This is a genomic window from Salinibacillus aidingensis, from assembly GCF_039522525.1.
In the GTDB taxonomy this organism is placed as follows: Bacteria; Bacillota; Bacilli; order Bacillales; family Alkalibacillaceae; genus Salinibacillus; species Salinibacillus aidingensis.
Window position 1 is genome coordinate 499302 of the sequence record NZ_BAAADO010000003.1, and the last position, 15317, is coordinate 514618.

The following is a 15317-nucleotide window of genomic DNA, read 5'->3' on the forward strand; positions in this document are numbered from 1 at the left end:
TACATTTAAATGGTTTACCTCCTTTATTTGCGGATGTTTGTTTCATTTTATTTAGAATTCTACTGCACCTGAATATAAGTGGGGACAGAGGGAAGTATATACCCTGGAAGGAGGTAATACCATTATGAAACAAGATGATATTGAAACTCTATGGGAGTTAATTAAAAATGTAGATACGGCAATGTTGACTACAGCTACTGAAGAAGGACTTGTTTCTCGTCCTATGAGAACCCAGGAAGTAGAGTTTGATGGAGACTTATGGTTTTTCACTAAAAAAGAGACGGATAAATATGATGAAATATTACATAATCAAGATGTTAATGTAGCATATGCAGGTAAATCCTATGTTTCCGTCCGTGGAAAAGCGGAAATCGTTGAAGATTTAGACAAGAAAAAGGAAATGTGGAGCAAAGTACACGAGAAAATTATGCAAACTTCTTATGATGATCCGAACATTATCCTGATAAAGGTAAAAGTGGAAGCAGCCGAATACTGGGAAGAAGGAAATTTCATAAAGAAGGCTGTCTTCTACTATAACCGTATGACAGGGCAAAATTCTAAAACTACAGATATTAATGAAACGATTGAATTCAATAATTAACATCAAAATGGGTTGTCTGTTTATAGGACAATCCAAATTATTTGTTAGATCACTGAATGGAACAGGTAATAAAGTGAGACTTCTTGTTGAGGTATTTCTTCAATAATTTTAAGTAAACGTTCCTTGGCTGTATTCATATTGAATTCATCCTTCTTAACGATTTTCTAGGTTTAAAATAATCTTAAAGATAAGCCTACGTTGGTTGAATAATATCTACTAATTATTTTTAGAACAATGAAAAGTACCAATTAGCATTAACACAGCCATAGAGAACCCAACTGTAAAAACAGGTATAGTTATAAGTCTTGAGTAAATTATACCCATTGTCCCTAACATTCCTGACAAAATAAACCAGTAAATGAATTTTGTGTCTTTGGTTTCTTTTGTGTTAATTACTGCATCCAACACAACCAATACATAAAATCCAGGATAAAACATCGCAAATTCATAATTCACTACGGCTAATGCTTCCTTGTGTAATCCATTCATATCTAAATAGAGTGCCTGATTTATATGGGATAGACGATTTATAAAATGTTCTATAATTAAAAATGTGATGGCTTTAATATATTGAAGATTTAATAACTGACCAAGCCCTGGCATCACTATACTTATTAAAGCAGTTCTTATTCTCATGTTTATCACCTATAATAGCTTACCCTACAAGGATAGAACATACATTTTTTTACATTGCTGCCTCTTTAATTTAAAAGAAATATTATTCATCGATATACATCACGCTTTCATTTTTTATTATTTGTTCCTTCTATTTATCGCTTACTAACTGGCGGTAAGACCCCCTTATAAAAATAAGAAATCAGTGGGGATCCCCCCACTGATTGAAGTTTCACTTTGTCTCCTCCGGCTCAGTCCAGTCCGTCGTCGCTAATAGTACAGCTGGATAAACGGGCACTTCCACCTTTGTTCATTACTGTACCCTGTACCATGCAAACCATCCATCTTCCTTGCTTTTTGCTAAAAACAGCTGACCATTTGCAGCATTTTCACTTTTTCCTTCCCAAAGTGGAAAGTGCAGCTTTACTAACCATGATTGTTCCGTCACATCTTCCCCGCAGGCTTGTTTCGCCTGGTTATAATATTCTTCATTTTGCTGATCATTTTCAACAGCTTCAGCAAAAGGCAGAGCTGAAGTCACTTCCCATTTGGAGAAGTAATTTCCATAGTCATTTTCCCCATATGTATCCGGTACAATATTGTTCAGTGCTTCACTCAGCTCGTCCTGATCATCTATTTTCGTATTCAGCAGATTCTTTGTACTCGGACAATGAACATCCGATTCTGCACTTAATTGTACGGGGAAAATGAGAAGGAATGTAATGATACATATCAAAACTGTTTTTTTCCTCATAAAATCACCTCACTATTACTCTTCCTAATCATGTTTAAATTATTCACTTTTCGGACTATCCTTTTTTGTGAACTTAGCGAGCGGCATGAATCGTCGTTTAAGAAAAAAAGTTTTAATCGATAATGACTTCAGAATTACCTTATTAAATTTAAAAAAATATTCCAAAATATTACAGAAAGATGTATAATGGTATTTGGATTTTCATACTTTGCATGAGATTTTGAAGGGAGGAATGATGTGAGGTATTTAGTCCTCTTGTTGGCAGGGCTTGTGTTAGGTGTGATCCTTCGTTTTATCGAAACGAGAAGTGTGTTTTTAAAGCAGTGGATGAGAAGGGTACTGAATTATTTATTCCTTGTGTCACTCATTACAATCATAGTTGGATATGGAATATTCCTTAATGTATATCTACTGGATGCAGGACTTTTTATTTTTATCCCAGCATTTGCTGTATTTCTTGTTAGACAGACGTTTATTTATGTTAAAAGGAAAAGGTGAGCGCTCTCTTAAATGTTGAAGAATCAATTGACATAAGTTCATTTAAAACATAACTCTCGGAGGTTTTACTATTAGAAAGAAAAAATGGCTGGCAGTTGTCCTAATAATAGGAGTACTAGTATTGAGCTTTCAGGTGTATTTAACCATTCAGAAGAAAACACAATTAAAAAAGGACACAATTAACTATTTAGTTGAAAAAGGATATGACGAGGAAACTGATATAAAAGAAATTGAGGTTGTGAAACTCCTGGAATTAAACGAGGATGATGAAGCCGTACATAATGGCAAATACCAAGCTGTTGTAAATTTTAAGGATGTACCGGAGACAGCCTATTTTTATACTTATAAAAAAGATACGAAGGACATTATCCGGATTGACACGGTTGATGAGGGATTAGATTAACTTATGAGGATGGTGATGTTATTTATGTGCTGAAGGAGGAATGGGACTCAGTCATGGGAAAGCTCGCTCATAAACCAAAAGTAATGGTGCTGGGAACTTTTCATATGAGAAATACACCAGACATACACCATGTCGAAGTGAATGATCTAATTGAAGAACATTACATCAAAAAACATCATGAAATGTATTTGCAGGTTTCACGGATTGGAAAAGGAACAGAATATGTTGGAATCGATTGGGTTCGCTGGTGGTATCAGCGGAATCTCATTATCTACTCCAATATTGCAAAACTTGCTCAATCTTCATCGGATCGTATTCTTTTAATTATAGGAGCTGGACATGCGTATATACTATCTCAACTTTTAGCGGATAGCGGGTTGTTTGAGGTTATACCTGTGAATAAATACTTGAAATAACTGATTCTAAAAGGGGTTGATTAAATGGAGATTCAGGTACATGAATGGGGGGACAAGGAAAGTCGAACACTGGTATTGCTCCATGGGATGGGAAGCACAGGCTTGAATTTTAGTGAATGGACCCAGCATTTGAAAGAAGATTTTCATATTGTGGCATTGGATTTACCTGGACATGGACGTACGCATCCTTTTCCTGACGAAGAAGATTATCATCCGAGCTATATAGCAAATCAATTGGGTAAACAAATAAAAAAGGCTGAAAAATCCGGAGTCATCCTTGTGGGGCATTCCTGGGGCGCACATTTAGCTTTATATATAGCCAAAGCCTTTCCTGAACTGGTGGACGGTGTTGTTTTACTTGATGGGGGCTATTTGCAAATAGATAAAATATCCAAATTAGAGGATGAATTAGAACAGGTGGAAAAGGTTTATAATCAGGTTCGTTTTCCTTCATGGGAAGCTTTCATCGAGGCAGAAAAGAGTGAAACCAATCATTGGTCTGATGAACTGGAAAAAGCAGCAAAAGCCCAAATGACAGAAAGAGATGGAGAGGTTCGCCTGGCAGCAAGTGTTCCAACAACACGTGGCATCATAAAAGGGATTTTTTCTGAGCCCACTCGTGATGTCTTTTCCTGTATAGATTGTCCAGTGTTGCTACTTATAAGCACCATACCGGAAGAATTGGAGGAGCTTAGAAGAGAAGCCATAGGGGAAATGAAACAAAAAATGATGAATCTCAACTCCATTGCCATTCCTGATACAACCCATAACATCTATGTTGACGCACCTGAGGACGTGGCGGATAAACTGATTACCTGGGTGAGGGACGAACTTACAAAGGGAAAGGTGTGAATACGAATCAGAGAAGGTAGTAAAATAGGAATAGGATTAGTGGTGGATTCCTGGAACCTCAATCCAAATAAAGGTAGACGAGGCAGTTGCAATTAAATTAGTATGAGGAAGGTTCTAAGACACGAGCAAATTTGGTCTTATGCAACAAAAAAAGGAGAGACAGAAAATGAAAAAAACAAGTTATGTCCTTTTGATAGTATTGCTAACTTTTCTAACGGCATGTTCATCTAATGACGAAGCAGATAATAACGGAGAAAACAAAACTCAAACAGAAGAGTCTGCAAATACGGATGAACAGAAGTCAACTAATGAAGAAGGAAAAGTTGATGTTGATAAAAATTTGCTTAGTGTTGAAGTAACATTGCCAGCTTCAATGTTTGAAAATCAAGACCCCGAAGAAGTTATTGCAAGTGCAGAAGAGGACGGAATAAAGGTGACCGAGAATGACGATGGTTCTTATACTTATAAGATGTCTAAAGCCAAACATAAAGAAATGATGGCGGAAATGGGTACCGAAGTCAAAAATACGGTTGATGAAATGGTATCAAGCGGTGATTATACATCAATTAAAGACATTACTTATAACAATGATTTTTCGGAATTTACAATGGTTGTAGAACGAGAAGCTTACGAAAACAGCATGGATGCATTTGCCGCTATGGGATTGGGAATGTCCGGAATGATGTACCAGTTATTTGACGGTGCTGATCCTGACGAATATTCGGTAGCGATTTCTTTAAAAGATGAAGCGAGCGGAGAAGTTTTTAATCAAGTTAAGTATCCTGAAGCATTGGAAGAAACTGAATAGTTAATTCCAGAGTCTTAAGCGCTATGAATATTCATAGCGCTAAGTTTTTGGTCGGTACATTTGTTGAGAATACGAATAAGAATCTTTTATGATAAAATATGTTGATAGTGAAGCACAGGAAAAAATTCGCTATTAAAAGGGGGAATGATTGAATGGAACATGTGCAGTACCAAAAACCATATGCTAAGTTATTTATTGCTTTTTTTAGTGCATTAATGATTGCGTTCGTTGGATTCTATGCGGGTCAGTATGTACCACCTGCCTATTTCTTACCACTTATATTTGTTGAATTAGGACTAATTATAGCTATGATTTTCCTACGTAGAAAGAAAGCAATTGGTTATCCCCTAATGTTTACATTTATGTTTGTTTCAGGGTGCACCTTGTATCCAGCCATCGCCATGTATATATCCCAATTAGGTGCAGAAACAGTTGGGAAGGCCATTGTTATAACGGCTTTATCTTTCGCCGGAATCGCTTTATATACAGTCATAAGCAAACATGATTTCCGGTTCATGGGTGGCTTCCTATTCATTTCCCTGTTTGTATTAATTGGCCTGGGAATTGCGAATATATTCGTACCATTTGGGGGTCAAATGGACCTGATTTATTCAGGGTTCGGTATTCTAGTTTTTGTAGGATACACGCTTTATGACTTCAGTCGATTGACGCATGAAGGATTCACGGATGAGGATATCCCAATGATTATCGTATCTATTTACCTCGATTTCGTTAATTTACTGTTGTTTGTTTTACGTTTTTTAAATAGAGATTAAATAATCAGGGACTGTCCCTCACCGCGTTAACGCGTTAAAGTGGTAAGGGACAGTCCCTAGCTAAAGGAGCCTAGTATGAATAAGCAAAATGTAACTGTAAATGATTTAGTTCAAGCCGCAACCAAATTTCGTGATGATCGGGATTGGAGACAATTCCATAACCCCAAAGATTTAGCAATTTCCCTGTCATTGGAAGCAAGTGAGCTGCTGGAAAATTTCCAGTGGAAGGATAGTGCAAAATCCATGGAGGAGAATGAAGAAAATATATATGAAGAATTAGCGGATGTGCTCATTTATTCTCTGATGCTTTCGGATGTTTTAGATGTTGATTTGAATGAGATCGTGTTAAACAAATTAGAGAAGAATGCCCGGAAGTATCCTGTGGAGAAGGCGAGAGGGACGGAGAAGAAGTATACGGAATTATAATTAGGGACTGTCCCGCACTACTTTAACGCGTTAAAGTAGTGCGGGACAGTCCCCTTTTATTGGAAGAAGTATACTAATTGATAATGGTTAATAAATTCTGGGATTTTAGTTATAATTAGATTGATGTAATTATGTTTGAGCATGTAAATGAGGTGAAAGGATACATGTCAGAATACACGTTTGATTTTTTACAGGAATTAGATCCTGAACTAGTACAAATCGGTCGGAGTATTGAAAATATATTTTATGATGATCCTCATGGAGTTTTGGTAAAAAGCAGGTTATTTGCCGAACATATGACTAAGACCATTGCTTCATTGGAAAATCTAGATCATATTAAATCGTGGAAACAAGTGGATAGAATTGCTTATTTGGATCGTGAAGGTTTATTTACAAAGGAAGTTGCACAATCCTTTGATATGATTCGTTATATTGGAAATCGTGCTGCCCATGCAGATGGTAAAGGAGATCTTGAAAAGGCTTTAAAAGTGCATAAGAACCTGTTTAAAATATCTGTTTGGTTTGCGGAAGTGTATGGAAGTTATGATTTCAAAACTCCAGAATATCAAAACCCTCCTATGCGCAAAACAGAGGGACTTGACACGAACCAAATTACAAAACTGATTGAATCAACATTATCAAAGCAATTATCCTCATTTTTTAAACAGCAAGCGATAGATGAAGGTTTTGTAACGGATGATAAACCTGGAACCAATCAAAAGGAATTAGTAGAAGAACAACAGGGTAATCCTCAAGAAGAAGAACCACCAAGAGAAGAAGAGGAACAGCATGATACAGCAGATCAACCTGAAGAAGGTCCTAGAACATTATACGGAAGTGAACTCCTCTTCCAGCTATCTAAATTGAAGGAGTCTTCTCAGGAAGCTATTGAAGGATCAGAAGCCTTTAGTTCCTTTAAAAAATATTTACACGTCGAGCGTCCTATACAAAATGACCTTGAACACATCTTAAGAACAAAAGTGAATGAACAGAGTAGTCAATTGATCTTCCTTTGTGGAAGTGTGGGGGATGGTAAGTCTCACTTGTTAGCCTACATGAATGAAACCTATCCAGATTTAATGGCTAATTTTAAGGTCCATAACGATGCTACAGAGAGCTTTGACCCTCATAAAAATTCTTTAGATACGCTCGCGGAAGTGTTGGAGCCATTTTCTGATGCAAATATTGATAAAACGAACGAAAAACGAATTCTAGCGATTAATTTAGGGGTACTACATAATTTCTTAGAGTCCTCCTATGTAAAGGAAAGTTATACAAAACTTGCTTCGTTTATTTCTGAATCAAAAATCTTTGAGACCGATTATGTATCAGAGAACTACATGGATGACCATTTTAATTTAATTAGTTTTTCTGACTATCATCCATATGAATTAACAAAGGAAGGCCCAGAGTCCTCCTATTTTATGAATATATTTGAAAAAATTGTTCAACCAACGGATGATAACCCATTCTACAGAGCATTTAACCGTGACCAAGCAGAAGGCATAATGGGGCCTTATATGACGAACTATAAATTGCTCCAGCAAAAAACGGTCAGGCAAAAGCTTTCTCAATTATTAATTAAAGCTATTGTTCAACACAAATATATTCTTTCAACACGTACATTGCTTAATTTTGTTCATGATATTTTGATTCCTTCTAATTTAGAAGAGCACTTGACCTCTACATCTGTCATTGAGGAAACACAAGCTTTGTTACCAAATATGTTGTTTAATAGTTCGGATCGATCTCCGTTACTCAAAGTAATTTCCTATGTTGATCCTATTCATACACGTTCAGAGATGATCGATCAGATGTTAATTGAGCTAAATAATTCAACCGATATCTCAAAAGTGTTTCAAAAGAATATAAGTCAAGAGGGGTTAAAAGACTGGGTCGATGCCCTATCCGATTTAGGCCCATTTTATGAGCTAACAAAAGCGACAAGACAGGTGTTAAATACATCCTTGATCCGTTTTTGTTACTTCTTGTCTGATGAAATGGAAGAGATATTCAAAAATAAAACCTACAATGATTTTATGCATTATTTATATGCCTTCAACCTAGGGATTCCTGCAGGCCTTAAAGGGATATATCAAGAAACGGAAGATGCTATCTTTGCCTGGAAGGGAAGTCCTAAGGGGAATGATCAATATATTTATTATGAAGAATCAATGGGCTCCATGAATATTGCTCAAACCTTAGAATTGAAAAGGTATACGAATCATTTAGTCAAGCGAGACCAAGACGTTTTTTATCGATTTAAGGATACCTTACTTATCGGATTTCAAAATCAACATAAAACAGAGTATGCATTGCTTGAAATTGACTATCCATTATATGAAACCATGGTGAAAGTTCTAAATGGTTATCGTCCAAATAAAAAGGATAAAGAAGATGCGATTCAATTTTTAGAATTTGTAGAGAAACTGATGCAAATAGGTAAAAAGGAAGATGAAATGGTAATTCATGATTTAACGGAAGATTTATTATTCAAGCTTGAATATGATGCTGAATTTGAAGAATTTACGTTTAAGAGGGAGTAAGTCATGGGATATACAGAGGAATTGAAAGCCTTACGCAAATCGTTAAGAATAAAAGAGGATAAAAAAGGGTTAACACACACGATTAATAAAAAGTGTCCAATCTTTCCATTTCCAACTCGTAACCCAGAGCGTGCGAAATTTTCTAGAGGCTTTGAAGGTGTTACAGGGGAATTTGCCCGTATCGTGAGTGGAAATGTATTAGACCAAGAAATCGAAATGGAATCGGTCATTAAAAAAATAAGTGATACGGTGAATCCTGATGAGAAGGATTTACCTTACTTTAATCGCTTGATTCGAATGTTTTTATCAGATGACCTACAAACCATGAAAATATTTCATCCGCACATCTATCAATATCTTCCTTTGACATCTGGGAAAGAAGCAAAAGGTGAAACCAATATAGCCATATTTATTCGTGATGTACTCTTACAGAATGAGCAATATATCCAGGAGTTTTTCACGAAATCAGAAACTGATCACCTTATGTCTAAATTGATACTAGATCAGCTTGACTATTTAAAGGAAAAGAGTCATACAAAACGTTATCACATTATGATGCCAATGATTTCTGACCTTTTTGAAGAGGATATCAAATTCCTTATGCAGCATAAGGATTACTTTATTGAAAATATTAATATGTTTTTAGCGTATTATTATTTCTTCTATATTACCCAGCTCACATTAAAGCTGAATCAAACGAAGAAAGCAGACTTTCATTCGGTAAATGAGGTTGTTTATACCCTCGATTGGGAAGGAGCCAGTAAAAGTCGTATTGGATATGAACGAGGGTATCAACGTATTAAAGATGCAGCTAAAAATATATTGGTTCATAATAACTGTTTAGAACATTTGAATTTTCTTCTTGATACTACAACGGCTAAAAGCTATGAAGGAATACGAGAAATCTTCCAGGATCTTTCTGAGGAGGAAAAACAGGATTTCCTAAATGTATTAAAAACATGGATAGGAGAGTATCGATATCATGTATCGCTACTTCCCTTAGAAACATTAGCGGATGATTTTGATGGCCTTGTAGACCAGCTGTTTTTAAGCCTAGATGAAGGTGTGCCAAAAGAAACGAAGACCCGTTTTGCTTTATCTATTGAAGAAATCGGGAAAAGATATTTCCTGAAGACACGTGGGGTACTCGGCTACATGCTTAATATATCCCAGGATTTTCTATTATTATTAACCACAATAAGTGTGAAAGATGAACGCAAATCTTTAAAAGATGTCTTTCGTGAATTTGAGAAGAGAGGCGTGTTTTTTGACCGCCATTCTCAAGATGAGGTTGTACAACTATTTGATAAACTAAATCTTTTGGATAAAAAGAGTGATAGTGGGGATGCACAATATGTTAAACCAGTTCTATAATTATCTCTCAGAAAAACTAATTGCTTTCTTTGAAGATCAATCGTTATCAGGAGGAGAAAGGTTTTATCTGCAATTTGATGACGAGAATCAAGTTCGCCAATTTTATGATGCTCTAGGAAAGCATGATTATGCGGACAGTTTCATTTATCAGCATGAACATGGTTCCCCTTATGAAACATTTGGGTTAAAAATTGGAGAAGTTACCGTAGTCGTTGCAGCAACCGTTAATCATGTAACTCCTGACTTTTTAGTAACCCTCCGTAATAAGGTAGGGGAACAGCAAGAAGACTGGGAAAATACAGCGTTATTAAGTATTTGTCATGAAACTCTAGATAGTATTCGTGGGGGAAGCAGTGACCTTCAAAAGGAAGGAATGCCCTTTCATGTAAAATCAATCACTAATACGTTAAAGCAGGAAATTGAAAATTCAAGTCTGTCCAAAACGGAAAAGGAAATCGCTAAGTTTCACCTGAATAAAAAGCTAGAAGACATTATCCTACAGCCGGCCTTGGTAGATTTTGCAGAGGTCCTCGGGTTACTATCACAAGGAAGTATTGAGAAGAAGGACTATCCATCATTAGGTCTTTTTTATGATGAACAGTTAGACCAATATACTCCGTCCCAAGTAAGAAAAAGGCTGGAGGAAAACCATAGTTATTTTGAAAAGGTACAACACATACATGAATACGAAAATTTGGAACAGCAACTTGAAAAGAGCTTTGATGATAAAGGTGTGACGCAACTCAAGAAGGATGACTGGCAAGCCTTAGATTATTCCTTTGTAAAAGAATCAAATGAACGGTTAATTGAAGAGGACAAGAAGGTTTTAGAATATATTGAAATGGTGGATAAACAAACAAAGGAAGGACTTGTTTTTTGGGAAAAACCAATACGGGATACAAAAGCAGGTAATCGTAAACGACACATCATTATTTTTAATCCAGAACGAAAAGAAGAGATCAACCTTCAATTCTCTTTTGATGAGTTTTTAAAGCAGGAGTTTATAAAAAATAAGACAAAGGCTCACGTTGAAAAATCCGGGAAAAAGTTAAACGTACAATTATTTCATGATGCGGGAAATACGACATTCTACAAATTTACCTATCAACACAAAAACCAAACAAAATCGACCTATGACTTTCAAATTGCTATTGTTGAATGTCCCCCTACATTTTTAGAGCCTATTCAAACGCTATATGAAGTGAAACAGAATGAAAAAAGGATTATTATACATGGCGAAGGGAACAACGTATTCATTGGTCAAGATCAACAAAATGCCAATGAATACGACGTAGAAGAGCCAGATGAAGTCATTGAGTTAGCTTCAGAAGAGGAAGGAATTGAAATCTCTGAAGCATCAGCGGCTTGGTCAGATGATTCTCTCAAGTTTACGATCAAAATCAATGAATATACGCTTCCATTTAAAATTAAAGACCAACTTACGAGAACACCAGCTGTATTAGGGAAACAAATATGGAAAATGAAACGTGAAAGGAAGGCTCACTTCACATTTGAGAATGATCAACTTCAGCAAGGAACTTTGGTTTACCATCCACGTGAAGAATTCAAGCGTTATTTACAATTAGAAAAAATGTGGATGAATCAAGGAATGCACTTTGCGAAGCTTGGTTCTACAGGTTTAGAAGCAGAATACTTGAATATCCCAAGTAAACTTAAGGATGCTTATGAACACCTGTTAGATTTATATCGTTCAAAACATTTATTGCCAAGCTTAGCTTATTTAGAAGATCAGCTTCTTGAGCAATCGAAAAAGTATGTAGATATTTATAATTCGTGTGTGCGTGCTGTTGAGGAAAACTCTATCTTGACAAAGGAAGAGAAGAATATCTTTAAACTTGGAACGATAGAGGAAGCAAATCGGATTTACTTAACACCTCTACATCCATTAAATGTAGCCTATCAAATCGCGTTCCATGAGCAAATAAGTGGAGAGCAGTTAGAGCATCACATCTTAGATCGGTTAAGACCAAACAATCTCCTTCCTTATGTATTTGGAAATCAGGATGAGCTCTATCGCCCTATTATCCAGCATCATGCAAGTGAGTGGGTTGTTTATGAGCCATTAAAAAATGTGACGGTCGGGGAATCGAATGCCTATTTGGCCAATGTTGTAGAAGAAAAGCTGCAACAGTTTGTGGAGCACTTTAGCTATTTATTTTTAACTGGTTCAAACTCACCATTTAAAATAAATGTTATCAATATTACGAATGATGAGGAGGTCCTTAGAGGGATTTTCTATTTTGTAAAGAAACGGATCGAAAAATATGGGCCCCATCAAGTCATTCCATTAGACATTGCATTGTATCAGGAAAACGATTATGTCAGTGCGTTTGAAACCTTCTCATTATATGATGATGTGGAATCCATAGAAGAAAGATTTGATATATCCTTAGAGTCTAAAAAGCTTGATCCAGCTGATATGCTTCGTTTTGTACGAGAAAATATTCGTTATTACAAACTAAAAGACACAGAAGACTACAACTATGCCCATATATCCTTTTACAAAATGATATCTCAGGATAGTTATGCTAAAGATAATATACAGGAAATGGAAACTGGATTATCCTTACATGGACTACTTTCCTCTGTGACGTCTGCTACGGGCAGACAGGATTATCGAACAGGGTTTGGAATAAAAAATGTACTCGAGCCGGAAAATCAACTGATTGAAACGGCCTACTGCTTAAATGAACTTGCTAGTAACTTGGAAAATGAAGGAAGCAGCCCATATCGAAAGAACGAAGCCATCGTGACTCGCACAACTTCCTTTAAAGAAGAGACGTTAGATGCTTTGTACGATTCATCTTATTGGGTTACATTTATTGATCCTAATGTCGATCTAGACTTCTTTCAAAGATCAGAGCGTGATTTGCTCATTATCCATTATAGTGATCAGTATTCGTATGATCAGTATGATGCCATTACCGTTACAGACAAATCCTCGCAATATCGAAAAGTCATTAAGCAATATTTAGAGGATGAATATATAAAGGCAGAGGATGATCAAATCAATTTAGCTATAAGGGCCTTCAACGCGGTGAATGGAGAATGGCTTTTAAGAATTATTGGAAGTAAGGCGCAATTCTCACGAGAGAAATTAAGCATTATTTCGGCCTTAAAATATGCATTAAGCTTTTTAGACCACGAGCGTATTATTTGGATACCTATATCGTTAGAAGAAATTCTAAGGGTAGCAGGTGTGGTTAACCTAACGAAAAGTGCTGGAATCTTTTCAGCAAAAAATCTTGGGGTTAAAGGTTCGACAAGTGACGATCTCCTACTAATCGGACTTGAAATAACAGAGGATCAAAAAGTGTATTTTCATTACTATCCTGTAGAAGTAAAGGTTGGTTTAAACCAATCTTCAACGATTGCTAAGGCTAAAGAACAGATTTCAACTACTCGCAGCTTATTGGATGAGCAACTAAAAGAGGTCGATGAAAATGGTGATAAAATCTTTAAAAATGCGTTCTTTAGAAATTTCTTTGTTCAATTATTCTTAGCCAATGCCCAAAAATTCCTAGCTAATGGTCTGTGGCCAGAGAAAAACTTTGAGGATATTGAGAAGGTGAAGGATATTCTCCTCAACGATAGCTATCAAGTAGGTAACCATTTACGCCCTAATATTGGCGATGGGATGGTACTTTCTTTCAAGAATGAAGCAACGTGGAGATCAGCAAAAATCGAGGATCGTTCATTGCTGTTACAGCTTTCTGAAGAGGACGCATATTCAGGTGTGATTGAAGAGGTTGAAACCATCAAGTCGAGAATTCATCAAGGAAAAACAGATATAAATACGAATATTTTATTGGCTAATAACTATGGCCAGACTCCTCAGGCCACAGAACATGCAGAGCCAGTAACAGACGAAAAGAAAGAACCTGAAACGAAACAACCAAATGAGAAAGAGCTGTCAAAAGAAAAAACTGAAAAAGAGAAAAAGCCAGTGCCTGATAACGAGGATCCAGTTCAACCAAACCCCGAGGAGGAAAAGGATGAGCAGCCAGTAGACCTAGAAGATGTTCGTGTATTATTAGGAACTGTCGAAGGATCCAAGCACAAAGTCTACTGGGAATATGGCCATAAAGATTTAGCTAATCGGCATATTCTTATTTCAGGGAAATCTGGACAAGGAAAAACCTACTTTATGCAGTGTATGCTGATGGAACTGGCAGCGAATAATGTTTCAAGTATTATTTTTGATTACACAGGCGGTTTTAAGAAGTCTAAGCTAGAACCTGAGTTTAAGGAATTTTTAGGAGATAAGCTTGAACAAATTTTAGTAGCTAGAGACAACTTTCCAATAAATCCTTTTAAACGAAATGAGAAAGAATTGGATGAGGACGAATTTATTGAAGAAGATTTTGCTGATGTAGCTGATCGTATGAAAAGTGTATTTGCGGCTATTTACACAGATTTAGGCATTCAGCAGCTCAATGCTATTTATCAAGCCATTGTTAAAGGTATGCAGAAGCATGGAGATAGCATGAACCTAGAACTACTTCGACAAGAATTAGAGGAAGATAACTCAGGTTCAGCTAAAACTGCATTATCCCAATTAAATCCTATGATTGATAAGAATCCATTTGATAGCTCCCATGATTTTAATTGGGGAAAGCTTGAAGAAGATAAAGGAAAAGTTTTGGTGATTCAACTGACTGGCTTTGCAAGTGATGTCCAAAAAATGATTACAGAGTTTATCCTATGGGATTTATGGCATTATAAGCTTCAGCATGGAGATCAGACGATTCCAATGCCAGTTGTTCTAGATGAGGCACAGAATCTTGATCATAGTGAAAAATCCCCAAGTGCCAAAATCCTAACAGAAGGAAGAAAGTTTGGCTGGTCTGGCTGGTATGCGACACAATTCTTGAAAGGTCAACTGAATACAGATGAAATTGCACGTTTACAAAACTCAAGCCAGAAAATATATTTCTTACCACCAGAAAACGAAATCTCTACGGTGGCATCCAACCTTTCTCATGACAACGCATCAAAGCGAGAATGGGAAAGACGATTGGCTGCTCTTAATAAAGCGCAGTGTGTATCCTATGGACCAATGCTAGGTAAAGATGGTTCATTAAGACAAAGTGAGCCGGTTATTGTTAATATTTCTTCTTTAGAAGAGCGGATTAGGTTGTTGGGGGAGAAGGAAAATTGATAAAAGCCTTTTAAGTAATGGAAGGAGTGCTAATTGTTAGCACTCCCCTCCTTTTACATTCAATTC

13 protein-coding genes are annotated in these 15317 nt (G+C 36.4%); 11 read left to right on the forward strand and 2 right to left on the reverse strand.

Going from position 1 to position 15317, the window contains the following annotated elements:
* Positions 1–124: 124 nt before the first annotated feature.
* Positions 125–601: a pyridoxamine 5'-phosphate oxidase family protein gene (locus ABD006_RS09465; protein WP_343840055.1), complete on the forward strand. Its 477-nt coding sequence runs from the start codon at positions 125–127 to the stop codon at positions 599–601.
* A 216-nt stretch (positions 602–817) separates the two neighbouring features.
* Here the strand turns inward: ABD006_RS09465 and ABD006_RS09470 are convergent, their stop codons facing one another.
* A complete protein-coding gene (locus ABD006_RS09470) occupies positions 818–1237 on the reverse strand; it encodes a hypothetical protein (protein ID WP_343840056.1) in 420 nt (139 codons plus the stop codon).
* Positions 1238–1529: 292 nt separating this feature from the next.
* A complete protein-coding gene (locus tag ABD006_RS09475; RefSeq protein ID WP_343840057.1) occupies positions 1530–1970 on the reverse strand; it encodes a hypothetical protein in 441 nt (146 codons plus the stop codon).
* Positions 1971–2207: 237 nt separating this feature from the next.
* On the opposite strand from ABD006_RS09475, the gene ABD006_RS09480 reads away from it, so the two are divergent.
* From ABD006_RS09480 to dptH, 10 genes are all read left to right on the forward strand, one after another.
* Positions 2208–2468 (forward strand): hypothetical protein, encoded by a 261-nt coding sequence (locus tag ABD006_RS09480; protein ID WP_343840058.1) that lies wholly within the window; start codon positions 2208–2210, stop codon positions 2466–2468.
* Positions 2469–2589: 121 nt separating this feature from the next.
* Entirely contained in the window at positions 2590–2871 is a 282-nt protein-coding gene (locus ABD006_RS09485) for a hypothetical protein (protein WP_343840060.1), read from the forward strand.
* A gap of 26 nt (positions 2872–2897) precedes the next feature.
* Positions 2898–3287, forward strand: coding sequence for a DUF5694 domain-containing protein (locus ABD006_RS09490; RefSeq protein ID WP_343840062.1), 390 nt, complete (start codon positions 2898–2900; stop codon positions 3285–3287).
* 24 nt (positions 3288–3311) lie between these two features.
* Positions 3312–4139 (forward strand): alpha/beta fold hydrolase, encoded by an 828-nt coding sequence (locus tag ABD006_RS09495; protein ID WP_343840064.1) that lies wholly within the window; start codon positions 3312–3314, stop codon positions 4137–4139.
* A gap of 166 nt (positions 4140–4305) precedes the next feature.
* Complete coding sequence (locus ABD006_RS09500) at positions 4306–4947, forward strand: hypothetical protein (RefSeq protein ID WP_343840066.1); 642 nt, start codon at positions 4306–4308, stop codon at positions 4945–4947.
* A 152-nt stretch (positions 4948–5099) separates the two neighbouring features.
* Positions 5100–5723, forward strand: coding sequence for a Bax inhibitor-1/YccA family protein (locus tag ABD006_RS09505; protein WP_343840068.1), 624 nt, complete (start codon positions 5100–5102; stop codon positions 5721–5723).
* 75 nt (positions 5724–5798) lie between these two features.
* Entirely contained in the window at positions 5799–6149 is a 351-nt protein-coding gene (locus ABD006_RS09510) for a nucleotide pyrophosphohydrolase (RefSeq protein WP_343840070.1), read from the forward strand.
* 164 nt (positions 6150–6313) lie between these two features.
* Positions 6314–8695: a DNA phosphorothioation-dependent restriction protein DptF gene (gene dptF / locus ABD006_RS09515; RefSeq protein ID WP_343840072.1), complete on the forward strand. Its 2382-nt coding sequence runs from the start codon at positions 6314–6316 to the stop codon at positions 8693–8695.
* A 3-nt stretch (positions 8696–8698) separates the two neighbouring features.
* Positions 8699–10069: a DNA phosphorothioation-dependent restriction protein DptG gene (gene dptG, locus ABD006_RS09520; protein ID WP_343840074.1), complete on the forward strand. Its 1371-nt coding sequence runs from the start codon at positions 8699–8701 to the stop codon at positions 10067–10069.
* Positions 10050–15251: a DNA phosphorothioation-dependent restriction protein DptH gene (gene dptH, locus ABD006_RS09525; protein ID WP_343840076.1), complete on the forward strand. Its 5202-nt coding sequence runs from the start codon at positions 10050–10052 to the stop codon at positions 15249–15251. Before dptG ends, dptH begins: the two co-directional genes overlap by 20 nt.
* Positions 15252–15317: the final 66 nt, after the last annotated feature.

Coding starts and splice junctions, on each gene's coding strand:
- ABD006_RS09465 (WP_343840055.1), top strand. CDS start 125: ATGAAACAAGATGATATTGAAACTCTATGGGAGTTAATTAAAAATGTA.
- ABD006_RS09470 (WP_343840056.1), bottom strand. CDS start 1,237: ATGAGAATAAGAACTGCTTTAATAAGTATAGTGATGCCAGGGCTTGGT.
- ABD006_RS09475 (WP_343840057.1), bottom strand. CDS start 1,970: ATGAGGAAAAAAACAGTTTTGATATGTATCATTACATTCCTTCTCATT.
- ABD006_RS09495 (WP_343840064.1), top strand. CDS start 3,312: ATGGAGATTCAGGTACATGAATGGGGGGACAAGGAAAGTCGAACACTG.
- ABD006_RS09500 (WP_343840066.1), top strand. CDS start 4,306: ATGAAAAAAACAAGTTATGTCCTTTTGATAGTATTGCTAACTTTTCTA.
- ABD006_RS09505 (WP_343840068.1), top strand. CDS start 5,100: ATGGAACATGTGCAGTACCAAAAACCATATGCTAAGTTATTTATTGCT.
- ABD006_RS09510 (WP_343840070.1), top strand. CDS start 5,799: ATGAATAAGCAAAATGTAACTGTAAATGATTTAGTTCAAGCCGCAACC.
- dptF (WP_343840072.1), top strand. CDS start 6,314: ATGTCAGAATACACGTTTGATTTTTTACAGGAATTAGATCCTGAACTA.
- dptG (WP_343840074.1), top strand. CDS start 8,699: ATGGGATATACAGAGGAATTGAAAGCCTTACGCAAATCGTTAAGAATA.
- dptH (WP_343840076.1), top strand. CDS start 10,050: ATGTTAAACCAGTTCTATAATTATCTCTCAGAAAAACTAATTGCTTTC.